Source organism: Streptomyces sp. NPDC048565, assembly GCF_040650935.1.
Lineage (GTDB): Bacteria > Actinomycetota > Actinomycetes > Streptomycetales > Streptomycetaceae > Streptomyces.
This window is the reverse complement of the sequence record NZ_JBEZIH010000020.1, coordinates 82,679-101,066: the sequence shown is the minus strand read 5'-3', so window position 1 is coordinate 101,066 and position 18,388 is coordinate 82,679. Positions and strand designations below refer to the sequence as shown.

General features: G+C 70.5%; 18 protein-coding genes. 15 read left to right on the top strand and 3 right to left on the bottom strand.

Annotated elements, in window-relative coordinates:
• The first annotated feature begins 12 nt into the window (after positions 1-12).
• The 10 genes from AB0C75_RS23620 to AB0C75_RS23575 all read left to right on the top strand — a co-directional run bounded on the left by AB0C75_RS23620 (position 13) and on the right by AB0C75_RS23575 (position 11,111).
• Positions 13-792 (top strand): enhanced serine sensitivity protein SseB, encoded by a 780-nt coding sequence (locus AB0C75_RS23620; protein ID WP_362893669.1) that lies wholly within the window; start codon positions 13-15, stop codon positions 790-792.
• Positions 793-892: 100 nt separating this feature from the next.
• Complete coding sequence (locus tag AB0C75_RS23615; RefSeq protein ID WP_362893668.1) at positions 893-1,687, top strand: enhanced serine sensitivity protein SseB C-terminal domain-containing protein; 795 nt, start codon at positions 893-895, stop codon at positions 1,685-1,687.
• Positions 1,688-2,040: 353 nt separating this feature from the next.
• Positions 2,041-3,033, top strand: a complete 993-nt coding sequence (locus tag AB0C75_RS23610; RefSeq protein ID WP_362893667.1) for an ABC transporter permease — start codon at positions 2,041-2,043, stop codon at positions 3,031-3,033.
• Positions 3,034-3,077: 44 nt separating this feature from the next.
• Positions 3,078-4,838: an ABC transporter substrate-binding protein gene (locus tag AB0C75_RS23605; RefSeq protein WP_362893666.1), complete on the top strand. Its 1,761-nt coding sequence runs from the start codon at positions 3,078-3,080 to the stop codon at positions 4,836-4,838.
• A 91-nt stretch (positions 4,839-4,929) separates the two neighbouring features.
• Entirely contained in the window at positions 4,930-5,919 is a 990-nt protein-coding gene (locus tag AB0C75_RS23600) for an ABC transporter permease (RefSeq protein ID WP_362893665.1), read from the top strand.
• The gene (locus AB0C75_RS23595) at positions 5,916-7,040 is read left to right on the top strand and encodes an ABC transporter ATP-binding protein (RefSeq protein WP_362893664.1); all 1,125 of its coding nucleotides are present in this window, start codon (positions 5,916-5,918) and stop codon (positions 7,038-7,040) included. Before AB0C75_RS23600 ends, AB0C75_RS23595 begins: the two co-directional genes overlap by 4 nt.
• Entirely contained in the window at positions 7,037-8,431 is a 1,395-nt protein-coding gene (locus AB0C75_RS23590; RefSeq protein WP_362893663.1) for a dipeptide ABC transporter ATP-binding protein, read from the top strand. Before AB0C75_RS23595 ends, AB0C75_RS23590 begins: the two co-directional genes overlap by 4 nt.
• An 18-nt stretch (positions 8,432-8,449) precedes the next feature.
• A complete protein-coding gene (locus AB0C75_RS23585) occupies positions 8,450-9,121 on the top strand; it encodes a trimeric intracellular cation channel family protein (RefSeq protein WP_362893662.1) in 672 nt (223 codons plus the stop codon).
• Between the two features lie 52 nt (positions 9,122-9,173).
• A complete protein-coding gene (locus AB0C75_RS23580) occupies positions 9,174-10,040 on the top strand; it encodes a thioesterase family protein (protein WP_362893661.1) in 867 nt (288 codons plus the stop codon).
• A gap of 99 nt (positions 10,041-10,139) precedes the next feature.
• Positions 10,140-11,111 (top strand): YafY family protein, encoded by a 972-nt coding sequence (locus AB0C75_RS23575; RefSeq protein ID WP_362893660.1) that lies wholly within the window; start codon positions 10,140-10,142, stop codon positions 11,109-11,111.
• Here AB0C75_RS23575 and AB0C75_RS23570 read toward each other — a convergent pair.
• Entirely contained in the window at positions 11,083-11,916 is an 834-nt protein-coding gene (locus tag AB0C75_RS23570) for an alpha/beta hydrolase (protein ID WP_362893659.1), read from the bottom strand. The two genes, AB0C75_RS23575 and AB0C75_RS23570, sit on opposite strands and share 29 nt — an antisense overlap.
• A 10-nt stretch (positions 11,917-11,926) precedes the next feature.
• The gene (locus tag AB0C75_RS23565) at positions 11,927-12,556 is read right to left on the bottom strand and encodes a TetR family transcriptional regulator (protein WP_362893658.1); all 630 of its coding nucleotides are present in this window, start codon (positions 12,554-12,556) and stop codon (positions 11,927-11,929) included.
• Between the two features lie 104 nt (positions 12,557-12,660).
• Here AB0C75_RS23565 and AB0C75_RS23560 point away from each other — a divergent pair, with 104 nt between their 5' ends.
• From AB0C75_RS23560 to AB0C75_RS23545, 4 genes are all read left to right on the top strand, one after another.
• A complete protein-coding gene (locus AB0C75_RS23560; RefSeq protein WP_362893657.1) occupies positions 12,661-12,816 on the top strand; it encodes a hypothetical protein in 156 nt (51 codons plus the stop codon).
• A gap of 15 nt (positions 12,817-12,831) precedes the next feature.
• Complete coding sequence (locus tag AB0C75_RS23555) at positions 12,832-13,191, top strand: DUF4190 domain-containing protein (protein WP_362893656.1); 360 nt, start codon at positions 12,832-12,834, stop codon at positions 13,189-13,191.
• Between the two features lie 140 nt (positions 13,192-13,331).
• Entirely contained in the window at positions 13,332-15,161 is a 1,830-nt protein-coding gene (locus AB0C75_RS23550; protein WP_362893655.1) for a protein kinase, read from the top strand.
• A 98-nt stretch (positions 15,162-15,259) separates the two neighbouring features.
• Entirely contained in the window at positions 15,260-16,429 is a 1,170-nt protein-coding gene (locus tag AB0C75_RS23545; RefSeq protein WP_362893654.1) for a cysteine desulfurase family protein, read from the top strand.
• Positions 16,430-16,470: 41 nt separating this feature from the next.
• On the opposite strand, the gene AB0C75_RS23540 is transcribed toward AB0C75_RS23545, so the two are convergent.
• A complete protein-coding gene (locus tag AB0C75_RS23540) occupies positions 16,471-17,157 on the bottom strand; it encodes a peptidoglycan recognition family protein (RefSeq protein ID WP_362893653.1) in 687 nt (228 codons plus the stop codon).
• A gap of 61 nt (positions 17,158-17,218) precedes the next feature.
• On the opposite strand from AB0C75_RS23540, the gene mnmA reads away from it, so the two are divergent.
• Positions 17,219-18,352, top strand: a complete 1,134-nt coding sequence (mnmA, locus tag AB0C75_RS23535) for a tRNA 2-thiouridine(34) synthase MnmA (RefSeq protein ID WP_362893652.1) — start codon at positions 17,219-17,221, stop codon at positions 18,350-18,352.
• Positions 18,353-18,388 lie beyond the last annotated feature (36 nt).

The window sequence follows — 18,388 nt, the reverse complement described above, 5'->3', positions numbered from 1 at the left end:
GACACAGACACCGTGGACATTCCGGCTCAGGCCCAGGCCCCGTCGCATCCGTCGCAGGGGTGGCCGGCCAACGAGCTCGAAGAAGTGCTCAGCGCCTCCATCGGCGTGCCCGGGGCGGGCGGCAGGCTCGTCGAGGTGCTCGGCCGCAGCCAGGTCTGGGTACCCCTGCCGAACGGCGGAGGGCCCGACAGCATCGGCCTCGACCTGCCGACGGTCGACATCGACGGCGGCGCGTACGTCCCCGTGTTCAGCTCCGAGGCGCAGTTCCTCCAGTGCGTCGGCTCCCATCTCTCCTTCACCGTCGCGCCCGCACGTGAGTTCGCCCGTGGGCTGCCCCCGCAGCTCGGTGTCGCGGTCAACCCCGGTGGAGCCGTCGGGGTTCCCCTGCCGCCGGCCGCCGTCGCGGAGCTCTGCCGGGCCGGACGGACCCCGCTCGACGGCCCCGCGAGCGGCGGCCGGGTGCGGCTGTACGAGCCGGACTGGAAGGAGGACCCCGTGGACTTCCTCTCCGCGGTGTCCGCCGAATTCCAGGCGACCGGCGTGGTGAACACCGCGCGCCGGGCGCTGGCCAGCATCGAGGGCGAGGGCCCCGTGCTGTTCGTCGGCGTCGAGTCGCCCACCGTATGGGAATCCGCGGCGCAGAGCGCCCCGCTGGACGCCCTGGGCCGCGCGCTGGGCCGGGTCCAGGTGCCCTGGCCCGTCAATCTGGTCCTGCTCGACGCCGCGCAGGACCCGGTCGGCGACTGGATGCTGGAGAAGGTGCGCCCGTTCTACCGGCGCGACGCGTACTGAGCGGAGGCCCACGGCGGCTGATGGCGTCGAGGCCGTGTCGGGGGTGGCGCCTAAGCTGTTGGACGACGACGAGGTGGAACGAAGAGGGGCGGGACCCAGGGTGAGTGCGTCAGGCACCGCGGCGGCCGGGCAGCTGGAGCACATGCTTCGACAGGTGACCCCTGGGCGCCTCGACGCGTACGAGACGCTGCTGCGGTCCCTGGCGGACGGCCAGGTCTGGATGCTGCTCTGGCACGGTACAGCCGGTTCCCCGGACGCCCAGTACGGCAACATGGAGGTCCAGGGGCTGGGTTACGCCCCCTGCGTGACCTCCGCCCAGGAGCTCTCGGCCAGCGGCTGGACCAGGGCCCACGAGGTGACCACGGGCCGCGACATCGCCCGCTCCCTCTTCCCCGACCGCTGGGGCATCTGGCTCAACCCGCACGCCCCGGGCGGCGGCGTCGGCATCCCCTGGCTCGACCTGCGCCGCATCGCCACCGGCCTCGACCGGATGCCCGCGGGGCCGCTGCGGCTCTCCGAACCCGCCATCGAGCTCCCGCAGTTCTACGCCCTGTTGTCGCAGAACGCCCACCGCACCTCCGCGGTCCGCGCGCTGCGCAGGGCCTGGGTGCAGCCGGCGCTCGGTGCCCCGTACCTCGCGATCGGGCTCGACCTCTACGACACCGGCAGGCCCTCGGTCGACGCGGTCCGCGCGATGATGCAGCAGTCGATCGGCGTGGTCCCCGACGGGCTGCCGGTCTCGACGGTCTCGCTGTCCGACGAATACGACCCGGTCGCGATGTGGCTCAACGCCAACTCCCGGCCCTTCTACGACCGCGAGGCGCACGCCCCCGCACCGGCCGCCCCCGGCTACGGCTATCCGCCCGCCGCCGGCCCCGCTCCGCACGCCTACTGAGAAGGCGTCAGCGGACGCGGGGGCGTGCGGGTCATTGGTGCCGTGTTCAACGCTGTTGCGCAGCATGTCCGTTATCGCGGATTAGTGGCCGAGAGGTCCGCTGAGTAAGCACGAGTGTCCGGATAACGGAAGCCCTCTGACAGCATCACGTTTGAGCAAACATTCCCCGTCAGGTCTGGCGGGTGATCGCGAAGTGGCTGAAGACTCCACACAGCAGGTGGTCCATGCCCTACGCGCCCCTTTTTCAAACTGGGTCCGTTCGGCCGTAGCGCCACCACACGCACATGTCATACGAGCCGCTACAGCGGCGGTCACAGGCCGGCCACCGCCGGCCGAGAGGGGTCTCCAGCGCAATGACGGCACCGATCGAGACCACCGGGGCGGACGCGCTGCCCGAAACGGTGCTGGAAGGCGCCGGGCGCAAGGAGATCGAGGGCCGCTCGCTCGGCCGCATCGCCTGGACGCGCTTCAAGCGGGACAAGGGCGCGATGGCCGGTGGCATCGTTGTCGTGCTGTTGATCCTCATCGCGGTGCTGTCCAAGCCGCTCCAGTCGCTCCTGGGGCTCGACCCCAACGGCTTCAACCAGAGCCTGGTCGACCCCGTCATGCTCGCGCCCAAGGGCTCCCTGGGCGGGATGAGCTGGGACCACCCCCTCGGCGTCGAACCGCAGACCGGGCGCGACATCCTGGCGCGCATCCTCGAAGGCTCCTGGGTCTCCCTCGTCGTCGCCGTCGGCTCCACGCTGCTCTCCGTCGTCATCGGCGTCATCATGGGCGTCGTGGCCGGGTTCTACGGCGGCTGGGTGGACAGCTTCATCAGCCGGCTGATGGACACCTTCCTCGCCTTCCCACTGCTGCTCTTCGCGATCTCCATCTCCGCCTCCCTGCAGGGCAACGCCTTCGGGATGGAAGGACTCACGCTGCGGATCGCGGTCCTGATCTTCGTGATCGGTTTCTTCAGCTGGCCCTACATCGGGCGCATCGTCCGTGCGCAGACCCTCTCCCTGCGCGAGCGGGAGTTCGTCGAGGCCGCCCGGTCGCTGGGCGCACGCGGCCCGTTCATCCTCTTCCGGGAACTGCTGCCGAACCTGATCGCGCCGATCCTCGTGTACGCGACGCTGCTGATCCCCACGAACATCCTCTTCGAGGCCTCCCTGTCCTTCCTCGGCGTGGGTATCGCGCCGCCGCAGGCGTCCTGGGGAGGCATGCTCACGCAGGCGGTCGACCTCTACGAGGTGGACCCGATGTTCATGGTCATCCCCGGCATGGCGATCTTCATCACCGTGCTGGCCTTCAATCTGCTGGGGGACGGGCTGCGCGACGCACTCGACCCTCGTGGCAAGTAATCGCGGCAGTGCCGCACCGGACTAGCGAGGGGGCTTTCCTCAGCATGCAGAACAGAAAGACAGCAGCGGCCATAGCCGTGGCCGTAGCGGTGTCGCTCGGCGCATCGGCGTGCAGCGGCAGCGACTCGGGCAGTGACGGCAGCGGCGGTGGGGGCAACGCCAAGGCCGACGCGGGTCTCACCAGCGTCGTCAACGCGACGGACAAGAAGGGCGGGACGCTCACGCTGGAGCACTCCAGCGGCGCCGACTCCCTGGACCCCGGCAACACGTACTACGGCTGGGTGCAGAACTTCTCCCGCCTGTACGCCCGTTCCCTGGTGACCTTCAAGCCGGCCGCGGGCAAGGAAGGCCTGGAGGTCGTTCCCGACCTCGCCACCGGCCTGGGCAAGGCCAGCGACGACGCCAAGACCTGGACGTACACGCTCCGCAAGGGCGTGAAGTTCGACGACGGCAGCGAGATCACCTCGAAGGACGTCAAGTACGCCGTCGAGCGCTCCAACTTCGCGCCGGAGGCCCTGTCCAACGGCCCCACGTACTTCAAGGCCTACCTCGCGGACGCCGACAAGTACAAGGGTCCGTACAAGGACAAGTCCAAGGAGGGTCTCAAGTCCATCGAGACCCCGGACGACCAGACGATCGTCTTCCACCTGAAGAAGCCGTTCGCGGACATGGACTACCTCGCGGCGTTCTCGCAGACGGCCCCGATCCAGCAGAAGGCCGACACGGGCGCCAGCTACGTCCAGAAGATGGTCTCGTCGGGCCCGTACAAGATCTCCAAGTACGACGAGAGCAAGGGCATCACGCTGGTCCGCAACCCCGAGTGGGACGCGAAGACCGACCCGATCCGTAAGGCGCTGTCCGACAAGGTCGAGCTCAAGTTCAACGTCAACGCCACCACGATCGACGACCACCTGCTGAACGACGCGATCACCGTGGGTGCCGAGGGCACGGGTCTGCAGTCCAAGACCCAGCCGAAGGTCCTGGCCAAGGCCGCCGAGAAGGCGAAGACGGACAACCCGTACGCCGGCGCCCTGCAGTACCTGGCGCTGAACGTCAAGGTGAAGCCGTTCAACAACGTCGAGTGCCGCAAGGCCGTTCAGTACGCGGTCGACAAGCAGAGCATGATCGACTCGATCGGTGGCTCGGTCAAGGGCGATCCGGCGTCCACCGTCATCCCGCCGACCGTCGCCGGTTACAAGAAGTTCGACCTGTACCCGACCGAGGGCAGCAAGGGCGACGTCGCCAAGGCGAAGGAGCACCTGACCAAGTGCGGTCAGCCCAAGGGCTTCAAGACCACGCTGACCGCTCGCTCGGACCGTCCTGACGAGATCACCGCCGCCACGCAGCTCCAGGGCAGCCTGAAGGCGATCGGCATCACCGCCGAGATCAAGCAGTTCCCGGCCGACAAGTACTTCACGGACTTCGCGGGTGTGCCCGAATGGGTCCACAAGAACAACGCGGGCATGATGATGATGGCCTGGGGCGCCGACTGGCCGACCGGCTTCGGCTTCCTCGACCAGATCGTGAACGGATCGGCCATCAAGCCCTCCGGCGGCACGAACCTGATGGAGCTCGACGACAAGGGAGTCAACAACCTCCTCGTCAAGGGCATCGGCACCGTCGACACCACGGAGCGCAACGCCACGTGGGGCGAGGTCGACCAGAAGGTCATGGAGACCGCCTCGGTCGTGCCGCTGTTCTACCGCAAGAACCTGCTCTACCGCCCGGACTCCGCGCAGAACGTCACGGTCGCGAACTCCTACCTCGGCATGTACGACTACGTGCTGATGTCGTCCGCCAAGTAACACCTGTTCATCGACAGCATCCCCTGAAAGGCAGGTGAAGGCGCCGGGCCGGCGGGCGTACCCCGCCCGGCCCGCCCGGCGCCGCACGGCTGTGGCTGCGTACATCATCCGACGCGTCTTCGCCGCGGTGTTGCTGCTGCTGGTGGTCAGCGCAGTCACGTTCGCGATCTTCTTCCTGGTGCCCCGCCTCGGCGGGCAGACCCTCGACTCCATGGCCGCCCAGTACGTCGGGAAGAGCCCCGACCCCGACGTCATCGCCGCGGTCAAGAAGAACCTGGGGCTCGACCAGCCCCTGTACCTCCAGTACTGGGACTTCATCAAGGGCATCGTCGTCGGCGCCGACTACAAGTTCGGCCCCGACCCCGTCACCTGCAACGCCCCGTGCTTCGGCTACTCCTTCAAGACCCACACCGAGATCTGGCCCCAGCTCGTCGACCGTGTCCCGGTCACGCTGTCGCTGGCCGTCGGTGCGGCCGTCCTGTGGGTCGTCTCCGGTGTCGCGGTCGGCGTCCTCTCCGCGCTGAAGCGGGGCTCGATCTTCGACCGGCTCTCCATGGGCGTCGCCCTGGCCGGTGTCTCGCTGCCGATGTTCTTCACCGGTCTCGTCGTGCTGGCGCTGTTCGGCAACGGGGAGTACGTACCGTTCGCCGAGAATCCCGTCCAATGGGCGGGCAGTCTGGTGCTGCCCTGGTGCACGCTCGCCCTGCTGTACTCCGCGCTCTACGCCCGGCTCACCCGGGCCGGGATGCTGGAGACCATGGGCGAGGACTACATCAGAACCGCGCGGGCCAAGGGCCTCCAGGAACGCAAGGTGGTCGTCAAGCACGGCCTGCGCTCCGCCCTGACCCCGCTCGTGACCATCTTCGGCATGGACTTCGCGCTGCTGCTGGGCGGCGCGGTCATCACCGAACGGGTCTTCTCCTTCCAGGGGCTCGGTGCCTTCGCCATCCAGGGCGTGACCACCGCCGACCTGCCCAAGGTGATGGGCGTGACCCTGGTCGCCGCCTTCTTCATCGTCATCTGCAACCTGCTGGTGGACCTCGTGTACGCCGCGATCGACCCCCGGGTGAGGCTCTCATGAGCGACGCAATCAAGAAGGACTCCCCGGCGGCGGACGCCGTTCCGGCCCCGCGGTCCGGCGATGTCGACGGCGACGGCACCGGCCGTACCGACGGCGGGAAGAAGGAATTCCTCTCCGTACGCAACCTCAGCGTCCACTTCGACACCGACGACGGCCTGGTCAAGTCCGTCGACGGCGTCAGCTTCGACCTGAAGGCCGGCCAGACCCTCGGCATCGTCGGCGAGTCCGGCTCGGGCAAGTCCGTGACCTCACTGGGGATCATGGGCCTGCACACCTCGGACCGTGCCCGGATCGGCGGTGAGATCTGGCTCGACGGCGAGGAGCTCATCGGCGCCGGGTCCGAGCGGGTACGCAGGCTGCGCGGCCAGAAGATGGCCATGATCTTCCAGGACCCGCTGTCCGCCCTGCACCCGTACTACAGCATCGGCGCGCAGATCGTGGAGGCCCACCGGGTCCACAACAAGGTCGACAAGAAGACCGCCAAGAAGCGCGCGGTCGAGATGCTCGACCGTGTCGGCATCCCCGAGCCGCACCGCCGTTACGAGGACTACCCGCACCAGTTCTCCGGCGGCATGCGCCAGCGCGCGATGATCGCGATGGCTCTGGTCAACAACCCGCAGCTGCTGATCGCCGACGAGCCGACGACCGCACTCGACGTCACCGTCCAGGCGCAGATCCTCGACCTCATCCGCGATCTGCAGAAGGAGTTCGGCTCCGCGGTCGTCATGATCACCCACGACCTCGGTGTGGTTGCCGAGATCGCGGACAACCTGCTCGTGATGTACGCGGGACGCTGCATCGAGCGCGGCACCGCCGAAAAGGTGTTCTACGAGCCCCAGCACCCCTACACCTGGGGGCTGCTCGGCTCGATGCCGCGCATCGACCGGGAGCAGACCGAGCGGCTCATCCCGGTCAAGGGCTCGCCGCCCAGCCTCATCAACGTCCCGTCGGGCTGTGCCTTCCACCCGCGCTGCCCGTACGCCGACGTCCCGCCGGACAACATCACCCGCACCGAGCGCCCGGAGCTGCAACAGGTCAGCGACGGGCACTACTCCGCGTGCCACATGTCGCGTGAGCAGCGCGACCGGATCTGGACCGAAGAGATTGCGCCGAAGCTGTGACTGATCGAGACAAGAAGACTCCCGCGTCTCCCGCGGCAGGGTCGGACGGGTCCGAGCCGCTCCTCAAGGTCGACGGCCTGGTCAAGCACTTCCCGATCACCAAGGGCGTGCTGAAGCGCAAGGTCGGTGCGGTCCAGGCCGTGGACGGGCTCACCTTCGACGTGCGCCCAGGGGAGACCCTGGGCGTCGTCGGCGAGTCGGGCTGCGGCAAGTCGACCATGGGCCGTCTGGTGACCCGGCTCCTGGAGCCGACCGGTGGCAAGGTCGAGTTCCAGGGCCGCGACATCACGCATATGTCCGCCGGACGACTGCGGCCGATGCGCCGCGACATCCAGATGATCTTCCAGGACCCCTACGGCTCGCTGAACCCGCGCCACACCGTGGGCGGGATCGTCGGGACCCCCTTCCGGCTCCAGGGCGTCAAGCCCGAGGACGGTGTGAAGGCCGAGGTCCAGCGGCTGCTGGAGCTGGTGGGGCTCAACCCCGAGCACTACAACCGCTATCCGCACGAGTTCTCCGGCGGCCAGCGTCAGCGCATCGGTATCGCGCGGGCCCTCGCGCTGAAGCCGAAGCTGGTCGTCGCGGACGAGCCGGTCTCGGCGCTGGACGTGTCGATCCAGGCGCAGGTGGTGAACCTGCTGGACGACCTCCAGGACGAGCTCGGGCTCACCTACATGATCATCGCGCACGACCTGTCGGTCATCCGCCATGTGTCCGACCGGATCGCCGTGATGTACCTCGGCAAGATCGTCGAGCTCGCGGACCGTGCGTCGCTGTACGAGGCGCCCATGCACCCGTACACCAAGGCACTGATGTCCGCGGTGCCCGTGCCCGACCCGCGCCGGCGCGGTGCGAAGAGCGACCGCATCCTGCTCAAGGGAGACGTGCCGTCGCCGATCTCGCCGCCGAGCGGCTGCCGGTTCCACACCCGGTGCTGGAAGGCGACGCAGATCTGCGGGACGACCGAGCCGCCGCTGCTCCAGCTGAAGACCGGGCACCAGGTGGCGTGCCACCACCCGGAGAACGGTGAGGACCTGGCTCCGGGGGACGCGCCGCTCGTGGCGGACGTCATCACGGTGAAGCCGGCGGAGCCGGAGCCGGAGGCGGAGGCGGCTCCCGAGCCCGCGGCGACGGAGGAGCCCGCCGCCGTGACGGAGGAGGCCACCGCCGTGACGGAGGAGGCCACCGCCGTGACGGAGGAGGCCACCGAGCCTGCCGCGACGGAAGAGCCGCCCGCCGGCGCGACGGAGAAGCCTGCCGAGGCCGCCCCGGAGGAGGCCGCCGAGGCCGTGTCCGAGAAGCCGGAGAAGGCCGCCGGGCCCGCTCCGGGCAGCCCCTCCGAGGGCGATGCCGGGGACGCCGAGGACACGGAGGACAAGCCGAAGGCGTAGGACCGGCACAATTGACCGGTGCTCAACGAACTCTTCACCCCCTCCGTCCAGCATGCGCTTGACATCGTCGGAATATTCGTCTTCGCGATCTCGGGCGCCCTGCTCGCCGTACGCAAGAACTTCGATGTCTTCGGCATCGCGGTCCTCGCCGAGGTGACAGCGCTGGGCGGAGGGATCTTCCGTGATGTGATCATCGGCGCGGTCCCGCCGGCGGCCTTCACGGATCTCGGCTACTTCGTGACCCCGCCGATCGCCGCAGGCCTGGTCTTCTTCCTGCACCCGCACGTGGAGCGGATCCAGGTCGGCGTCAATGTCTTCGACGCGGCGGGTCTTGGCCTTTTCTGCGTATCCGGCACGATCAAGGCGTACGAGTACGGCCTCGGCCTCACCTCGTCCGCCGCCCTCGGCCTGGCCACCGCGGTCGGCGGTGGTGTGCTGCGCGACGTGCTGGCCAACGAGGTGCCCTCGCTGCTGCGCTGGGACCGCGACCTGTACGCCGTGCCCGCGATCGTCGGTGCCGTCATGGTGGCGCTCTGCATCCGCTTCGACGTGCTCGACGCCTACACCAGCGGCGCCGCCGCGATCACCGCGTTCGTCCTGCGGCTGCTGGCCATGCGCTTCCACTGGCGGGCCCCGCGCGCCTACAACAGGCGCTCGGCGAGGGCGGAGGAGAATCCGGCCGTCATCTGACGGCAAAGAAAAAGCTACCGCTCAGTAATGCGATCGGTGTAGCGTGAATTCCATGGCACAGGCAGCAGCGCAGGAGTCGCGCGCGGTACAGGCGACCATCGGTGACAGCGAGTTCGACCGTGACACCGCGGTCACACTCCGGGAGGAAGGCGTCTACGACGCGGAGCTCTCCGCGGGGTGGACGATCATCCGCGCGGTCAACGGCGGCTATCTGCTCGCGATGCTCGGCCGGGCGCTCGGCGACGCGCTCCCGCACTCGGACCCCTTCTCCGTCTCCGCGCACTACCTCACGGCCTCCGTCCCGGGACCCGCCGTGATCCGTACGCAGGTCGTCCGCACCGGCCGTACGCTCTCCACCGGCGAGGCCTCGCTCTTCCAGTTCGCCGAGGACGGCACGGAGGTCGAGCGCATCCGGGTGCTGGCCACCTACGGCCGGCTGGACGACCTGAGCGACGAGGTCCGTACGTCGGCCGAGCCGCCCGCCATCCCGCCTCTGGAGCAGTGCCTCGGCACGAGCGACGGTGCGCCCTCGATCCCCGGCAGCTCCGCCATCACCGAGCGGCTGGACATCAAGCTGGACCCGGCGACGGTCGGCTGGGCCGTCGGAGCACCGTCGGGCAAGGGTGAGATGCGGGGCTGGTTCGCCCTCGCGGACGGCCGGGACGCCGATGCCCTCTCGCTGCTGCTCACCGTGGACGCGCTGCCGCCGACCTCGTTCGAGCTGGGGCTGAAGGGCTGGACGCCCACCGTCGAGCTCACCACCCACATCCGCTGCCGCCCGGCCCCCGGGCCGCTGCGTGTCTCCATCACCACCCGCAACCTGGCGGGCGGCTTCCTGGAGGAGGACGCGGACGTCTGGGACAGCGCGGGCCGTCTCGTCGCCCAGTCCCGTCAGCTGGCGCGCGCGCCGCGTGGCTGAGTCCCGTGGCTGGGCACTGTGTCTGAGTCCCGTGGCTACGCGCCGCGTGGCTGAGCGCCGTGACCGGGCCCTGCGGCGGCGTCCCGTCATGATGATGCGGTGAAGTCCGACCGGCTCCTGTCCATCCTGCTGCTGCTCCAGACCCGTGGCCTGGTCCCCGCCGGCGAGCTGGCCGAGCGCCTCGAAGTCTCCGTACGCACCATCTACCGGGACGTCGAGGCGCTCTCCGCCTCCGGGGTGCCGGTGTACGCGGAGCGGGGGCGTAACGGGGGGATCGCGCTGCTGCCGGGCTTCCGGACCGACGTCACCGGGCTCACGGCCGACGAGGCACGTGCCCTGTTCGTCCTCGCCGCGCAGGGCGCCCACGCCGCGCTCGGTCTCGACGCGGCGCTCGGGTCCGCGCTGCGCAAGGTGATGGCCGCGCTTCCCGCCCCCCATCGGCCCGCCGCCGAACAGACCAGCCGCCGCATCCTGGTGGACCCGGTCCGCTGGATGAAGGGGCCGGAGGCCGCCGTCGACGTGGCCGAGCTGCACGACGCGGTCTTCGCCGACCGGCGGCTGCTGCTCCACTACCGGCACAGCGGCACGGACACCCCGCGTGTCTACACCGTCGACCCGTACGGCCTCGTGGTGAAGGCCGGCGTCTGGTATCTGACCGCCGACCTGGACGGCGCGCCCCGGCTCTTCCGCGCGGACCGCGTGCGGCGTGCGGTCATCGGCGAGGAGGCCGTGGTGCGCAGGGCCGGTGTGGAGCCCGCCGACGTATGGGAGGAGCTGCGCAGGCAGGTCGAGGAGCGGCCGGGGGACGTGCGGCTCCGGGTCCGTGTGCACCGCTCCCGCCTCGACCTCTTCGTACGCCTCCACGCGGGGGTGCTGACCGGCCGGCCCGAACCCGAACCGGCGTCGTCGGGGGAGTGGTTGCTGGCCGAGCTCGCCGTGCCCGAGGTCGCCTGGGCGCGTTCCCTGCTCTCCTTCGGCCCGAACCTCGAAGTGCTCTCGCCCCCGAGGGCGCGCCGCGTACTCGCCGAGGCCGCGGCCGCGGTCACGGAGCTGTACGCAGAAACCGGGTGAGGGCCGCGGTGAGTTCGGCGGGGGCGTCCTCCTGCACGAGATGCCCCGCCCCGTCGATCAGCCGCAGCTCGGCGCCCGGGACCAGCCCGGCCAGCTCATGGCCCCTGGCGACCGGGATCCAGGTGTCATCCGTGCCCCAGCAGACCAGGACGGGAAGCTCCAGCTCCCGGTAGCGGTGCTGGATCTCATCGGTGAACCGCTGGTCGTTCTGACTGATCTGCCGGTAGAACGCGGGCTGCCCGGCCTCGGTGCACCAGGGGGCGACGAGCCTGTCCAGCACCGCCGGGTGCAGGCCCCGGTGGCTCGCCGATCCGACGTACTCGGTCACCAGCGCCCGGTGCAGATCGGGCGGCAGCTCACCGAAGACCTCGGCGCTGCCGCCGAGCAGCCGGTAGGCGGGCGAGCCCCAGGGGGCCAGTGCCACGGGGTCGACGAGGGCCAGGCGCCGGTAGCGGGCGCCGTGCAGGAGATGGGCGCGCAGCGCGACACAGCCGCCGAAGTCATGGGCGGCCACGGCCGGTTCGCCGAGCCCCCAGTGTCCGAGCAGCTCGGTGAGCACCAGGGCCTGGGCGCGGAGCGACACGTCCTGGCCTTCGTACTGCGCGGAGGCGCCGTAGCCCGGCAGGTCCCACACGTACACCCGGTGGTCCTGCGCCAGCGCCCGTGCGATGCCGCGCCAGACGTACGAGGAGAAGGGCGTGCCGTGCACCAGCACCACGGGAGGGGCCTGCTCGGGGCCGAGCGCGTCCCAGCGCACCTCGCCCGAGGAGCTGATGAAGGTCCGGTCCAGGATCCAGTCGCTCATGACGCCGACCCTACGACGTCCCGTCCAGCCAGTGCGCCCTGCCCAGCGTGACCAGGCGCAGCCGGCGCCGGGCCACCCGGATGACCCCTTGTTCGCCCTCGGGGCCCGCGTCCAGCAGCGCCGATGTGGTGAGCACCATGTGGTCGACGTACAGCCCGCCCAGCATCAGCAGGTCCTCCTGGTCCCAGCCGGCCGAACCGGACTCCTGGCCGAGCGCCAGGGCGACCTCCTCGGCGAAGCCGTCCAGCTGGGCGGCGATGGCCCCGCGGACCTCGCCGACGCCGCCGTGCTGCTCGCGGGCGATGAAGCGGAAGTGGGCGGGCTGCGCCGTGACATGACGGGCTATCAGGGTGACGCTGCGGTCCAGCCGCTCCTCGCTGTCCCCCGTGTCGGCGAGGATCGCGCCGATCATGCCGCGCAGGCTGCCCAGTGTCTCCTCGACGAGGGCGACACCCAGGGCGGCGGTGTCGTCGAAGTGCCGGTAGAAGGCGGTCGGGGTCACACCCACGGCACGGGTCACCTCACGCAGGCCCAGACTGCTCAGGCTCTGGTGCTCCAGCAGCTCCAGTGCCGCGTCGAGCAGCGCCTGGCGGGTCTTCAGCTTCTGGGCCTGGCGGATGCCGGGGACGGTGTGACTCATGCCATTCAGTAAACAACCGTTCTCCGAGTCTTGGAAGAGGTAGAGGGTCTAGACTCAGGAGTCAGTGAACAGTCGTACTCTCAAAGCTCGCAGAAAGGCCGGACATGTTCGTCCTCGTCGCCGCGCTGCTCCTGCTGGGGGTTGTCCTCGGAGCGGTCGCACACCTCCCGCTCGCCGTGACCCTGACCGCCGCGGCCGTGATCGGCCTCTGGCTGGTGGTCTTCGGCGCCCGTGAACGCCTCGCCCGCCGCACCCGCTGACGAAGGAGCCGCATCATGGCACTCACCACGACTCGCACCACGCGCACCACTCGTCCGACGCCCGACGCGACCGCCTCGGCCACGCCTGCGGACGAGACCCGTTCCGGCGAGGCCCCTTCCGGCAAGGCCCGTTCCGTCACGAGGGAGGCCGACGGGCTCGCCGTCGCCTCGTTCGTGCTCGGGCTGCTCGGTCTCCTCGTGATGAACATCCTGCTGGGGCCCGTCGCCATCGTCATGGCGCTCATCGCCCTCGCCCGCTCCACCGCCCGCCGTGGCCGCGCCCTGCTCGGGCTGGCCCTCGGTGTCGCCGACCTGGTCGTCCTGGCTGTCCTGGTCACGGGCAACGGCACCGTCTCCTGGAGCCTGGCCGGCTGAGAACCGGCCCGGCCCCGTGGGGTGAGACCCCTCGGTGTGAATTTCCGGGGTGAGTCTCCCGAATATGCTTCCGCTCCCCGTGATCACTCGTCAGACTTCCCTGGTACCGAAACGGGTGTCACGGGGGAGACGTTGCAGGCGTGTCAGATCTGACGGGCAGTGGGGCCAAGCCGCTGGAAGCGGACGATCCGGTGCAGATCGGTGGGATTCCTCTGGCGGGCCGGCTCGGCGCCGGCGGGATGGGGCGTGTGTACCTCGGCGTCCACGAGGAGCGGTACGTCGCGGTCAAGCAGGTGCTGCCCGCTATCGCGGGTGAGGACCAGGACTTCGTCCGCCGCTTCGGCCACGAACTCGACAATCTCTCCCGGTTACCGGCGGAGGCGACCGCGCCCCTGCTCGCCAGCGCCCGCGACGCCCGGCCGCCCTGGCTCGCGACCGCGTACGTCCCCGGGCTCACCCTGAACGAGGCCCTCAGGCTGCACAAGGGCCCCCTGCCCGCCGGCACGCTGTGGCTGCTGCTGCGCGAGGCCGCCGCGGGTCTGGTGGCCGTGCACGAGCTGGACATGGTGCACCGGGACCTCAAGCCGTCCAACGTCATGCTGACCGTCGACGGCGCCACGGTCATCGATTTCGGTGTGGCCCGTGCCACCGAGCAGAGCCAGCTGACCGTGAGCGGCATGGTGGTCGGCACACCGGCGTACATGGCTCCCGAACAGGCCACCACTCAGCGGGATCTGACCGGCGCGGCCGATGTGTTCGCCCTGGGGTCGGTCCTCGCGTACGCGGCCGGTGGCAGCCCGCCCTTCGGTGAGGAGTCCGGGCCCGCCGTCCTCTACCGCATCGTGCACGAGGAGCCCGGCCTGGACGCGGTGCGGGAGCTGGACCCCGATCTCGCCGATGTCGTCGCCGAGTGCCTGGCCAAGGACCCCGGGGCGCGCCCCACGGCGGCCGAGCTGCTGCGGCGCGCCACGGAACACGGACCGTTCACGGCTCCGCTGTGGCCGGAGACGATCAGCGGGAACCTCGCGGAGAAGGCGGCCTTCGCCGCGCACGTCCAGAAGATCGAACTGCCGCCTCCCGTGTCCGTGGAGACCCGGGATCTCGGGCTGAAGGCCCGCCCGAAGTTCCGTGAGCGCCGGCGGCGTACCCGCGTCACCCTCGTCGCCGTTCCGCTCGTCCTGGCGGTGGGCGGCGCGACGCTGGCCGTCCAGCTCCTGCCCGGGGTCCTCGGGCCCGGCGACGGTGCGGCAGCCGGACCCTCCGTCTCCGGCACGGCCTCCGCCGGGCCGACGGCGCCCGCGCCGGACGTGAGCACGTCGGGCTCGGCGTCACCCGGGCCTTCGTCGAAGGACAAGAAGAAGGGGGACGGGAAGTCCGACGGGGAGTCCGGCGGGAAATCCGGCGGGAACGACGAGGCGAAGGACGGGAGCTCGGCCCCCGCCCCGGGATCCGGTGACACCGGGGGAGGCGCCCAGGGCGGGTCCGGAGGCTCCTCGGGGGCCGGCGGCGGCGGCGGAAGCTCCTCCGGAGGCTCCAGCTCGTCAGGCGGGTCGGGAGGGTCCGGCGGGTCGGGAGGGTCCGGTGGCGGCTCGGACGGAGGGTCGACCACACCCTCCGGAACGCACCGCTACCGCAACGGCGACAACAACAAGTGCCTCATCGCCGCCTACGGGAGTTCGGACGACGGCGACTGCTCCGACCCGAGTGCCACCTGGACCGTCCGGGCCGTGTCCGGGGGGAGCTTCGAACTCGTCAACAAGCAGAGTGGGCAGTGCCTGTCCGCGAACATGATCGGCCAGGCCGTCTTCACCGGTGCGTGCGACAAGGCCGGCGCACGCCGCTGGCGTACGGGATCGAACGGCAGCATCGTGAGCGTCTCCAACAGCGGCTGTCTCGACCTGGCCTTCGGCGGCGGCATCGCGGCGAACACCTGCGCGGGCGAGGCGTCGCAACGCTGGACGGCCCTGTGACGCCGGTCTCCTGAGCGGTCCCGGCACCGGTGTTCCGGGCACCGGTGCCGGGCGCCCGGCACCGGGCCGCGCCACGGGCTCGTAGAATCGTCAGCACCATGGCTTACCTCGACCACGCCGCGACCACGCCGATGCTTCCGGAGGCGATCGCGGCGATGACCACGCAGCTCGCCGTCACCGGCAACGCGTCCTCACTGCACGCTGCCGGGCGCCGGGCCCGCCGTACCGTCGAGGAGTCCAGAGAAACCCTCGCCGACTCCCTCGGGGCACGCCCCAGCGAGGTGGTCCTGACCTCCGGCGGCACCGAGGCCGACAACCTCGCCGTGAAGGGCATCTACTGGGCCCGCCGTGACGCCGACCCCCGGCGCACCCGGGTGATCGCCAGCCCGGTGGAGCACCACGCCGTGCTCGACGCGGTGGACTGGCTCGCCGAGCACGAGGGTGCCACCGTCGAATACCTCCCGGTCGACGCTCAGGGGCGGGTGCACCCCGACGCGCTGCGTGAGGCGCTCGTCCGCGACCCCGACGATGTCGCCCTGATCACCGTGATGTGGGCCAACAACGAGATCGGCACCATCATGCCGGTCAGTGATCTCGCCGAGGTGGCACGGGAATTCGGTGTGCCCATGCACGCCGACGCGGTACAGGCGTTCGGGCAGATCGAGGTCGACTTCGCCAGGTCGGGGCTCGCAGCCATGACGGTCAGCGCGCACAAGATCGGCGGCCCCTTCGGCATCGGCGCGCTGCTGCTCGGCCGCGACCAGACCCCCGTGCCCGTCCTGCACGGCGGCGGACAGGAGCGGCATGTGCGCTCCGGCACGCTCGACGTACCCGCCGTGGCCGCGTTCGCCGTGGCCGGACGGCACGCCGCCGACGGACGCGAGCGCTTCGCCCGCGAGGTCGGCGCGCTGCGGGACGAGCTCGCCGACGCCGTCCTGAAGGCCGTCCCCGACGCCATCCTCGGCGGCGACCCGGCCCCCGGCGGGCGGCTGCCGGCCAACGCCCACTTCACCTTCCCCGGCTGCGAGGGCGACTCCCTGCTGCTGCTGCTCGACGCCCAGGGCATCGAATGCTCCACCGGATCCGCGTGCACGGCGGGCATCGCCCAGCCCAGCCATGTGCTGCTGGCCACCGGCACCGACCCCTCGCTGGCACGAGGGACCCTGCGCTTCTCGCTCGGCCACACCTCGACCCGGCAGGACGTGGAGGACGTCGCCCGCGCGATCGGCCCCGCCGTCGAACGCGCCAGGACCGCGGGGCTCAGCTGACGACCTGATCCGCTCGCTGTCGTGCACCAGGCCGTAAGGGCTCAGCCCGCCCGCGCGCTGTCGGTGGACGCCGCGCGCACCAGCTTCATGTAGCGGGGCCAGTCCCAGTGCGGCCCGGGATCGATGTGGTCCGAGCCCGGCACCTCGACGTGCCCGATGATGTGCTCGCGGTCCATGGGGATCGAGTACCGCTTGCATATCGCCGCCGTCAGCTCCGCGGAGGCCTCGTACATCTTCTTCGTGAAGTCCTGGGGGCGGTCGATGAAGCCCTCGTGCTCGATGCCCACGCTGCGTTCGTTGTACGAGCGGTTACCCGCGTGGTACGCCACGTCCAGCTCGCGGATCATCTGCGTCACCTGGCCGTCCTTGCCGACGATGTAGTGCGATGCCGCCTTGTGCGCCGGGTCCTGGAAGACGTTGACCGCGCTCTCGAAGCTGCCCTGCGTGACATGGATGATCACCCGGTCCACGTCGTAGTCGTCGGGGCGGTCGGCCCGCCGCCAGTTCGCCTCGGAGGCCGCGACCCAGCTCGCCGGTGCGTAGTCCCGCTCGTCCTCGTCGCGGGCCCTGTCCACGCCCGGCATCCGCCACCAGACACGCCGGATCTTGTCCGCGGCCACAGCGGCCGTGCCGACCGCGGCGGCCCCGCCCCCGATCAGCAGTGAGCGCCGACTGATGCCGTGGCCGGATCCCTTCCCCGGTGTCCCGGCACTCCCGTTCTTCCCCATGTGATCCTCAACGCCTATCCGCGAGCATTCGGTTCCCGGAGCCCCGTACCCTGGAGAGGCTATGACTCAGACCTCCCAGCGCCCCCTCCGTGTGCTCGCCGCCATGTCCGGCGGAGTCGACTCCGCCGTCGCGGCGGCGCGAGCCGCCGAGGCAGGCCACGACGTGACCGGTGTGCACCTCGCCCTCTCCGCGAACCCGCAGTCCTTCCGTACGGGTGCGCGCGGCTGTTGCACCATCGAGGACTCCCGGGACGCCCGCCGCGCGGCGGACGTCATCGGCATCCCGTTCTACGTCTGGGACCTGGCGGAACGCTTCCGCGAGGACGTCGTGGACGACTTCGTCGCGGAGTACGAGGCCGGGCGCACCCCCAACCCCTGCCTGCGCTGCAACGAGAAGATCAAGTTCGCCGCGCTCCTCGACAAGGCGCTCGCGCTCGGCTTCGACGCCGTCTGCACCGGCCACTACGCCACCGTCGTCCTTGCTGACGACGGCAGCCGGGAGCTGCACCGCGCCTCGGACATGGCCAAGGACCAGAGCTACGTACTCGGGGTCCTGGACGAGAAGCAGCTCGCCCATGCCATGTTCCCGCTGGGCGACACCCTCACCACCAAGGACGAGATCCGCGCCGAGGCCGAGCGCAGGGGCCTGGCGGTCGCCAAGAAGCCCGACAGCCACGACATCTGCTTCATCGCCGACGGCGACACCCAGGGCTTCCTGGCCGGGCGCCTCGGCGGCCCGGCGGAGGGCGACATCCTCGACGAGTCGGGTGCCAAGGTCGGCACCCACGAGGGCGCCTTCGGCTTCACCATCGGCCAGCGCAAGGGCCTGCGCATCGGCCACCCCGCCCCGGACGGCAAGCCGCGCTACGTCCTGGACATCTCCCCGGTCGACAACACGGTGACGGTCGGCCCCGTCGAGGCCCTCGACGTCACCGCCCTGACCGCCATCAGGCCCCGCTGGTGCGGCACGGCACCCACGGGACCCGGCACGTACACCGCGCAGCTCCGCGCCCACGGCGGTGAGACCGAGGTGACGGCCGAGCTGACCGACGGCACCCTGTCCGTCACCTTCACCGAACCGGTCCGTGGCGTGGCGCCCGGCCAGGCGGTCGTGCTGTACGACGGCACCCGGGTCGTCGGCTCGGCCACGATCGCGACGACGGAGAGCAGGGAGAGGGCCTCGGCCGCCCGCTGAGCGGACGTCCGGGCCGGCCGGGTCGCTCCCCTGCGA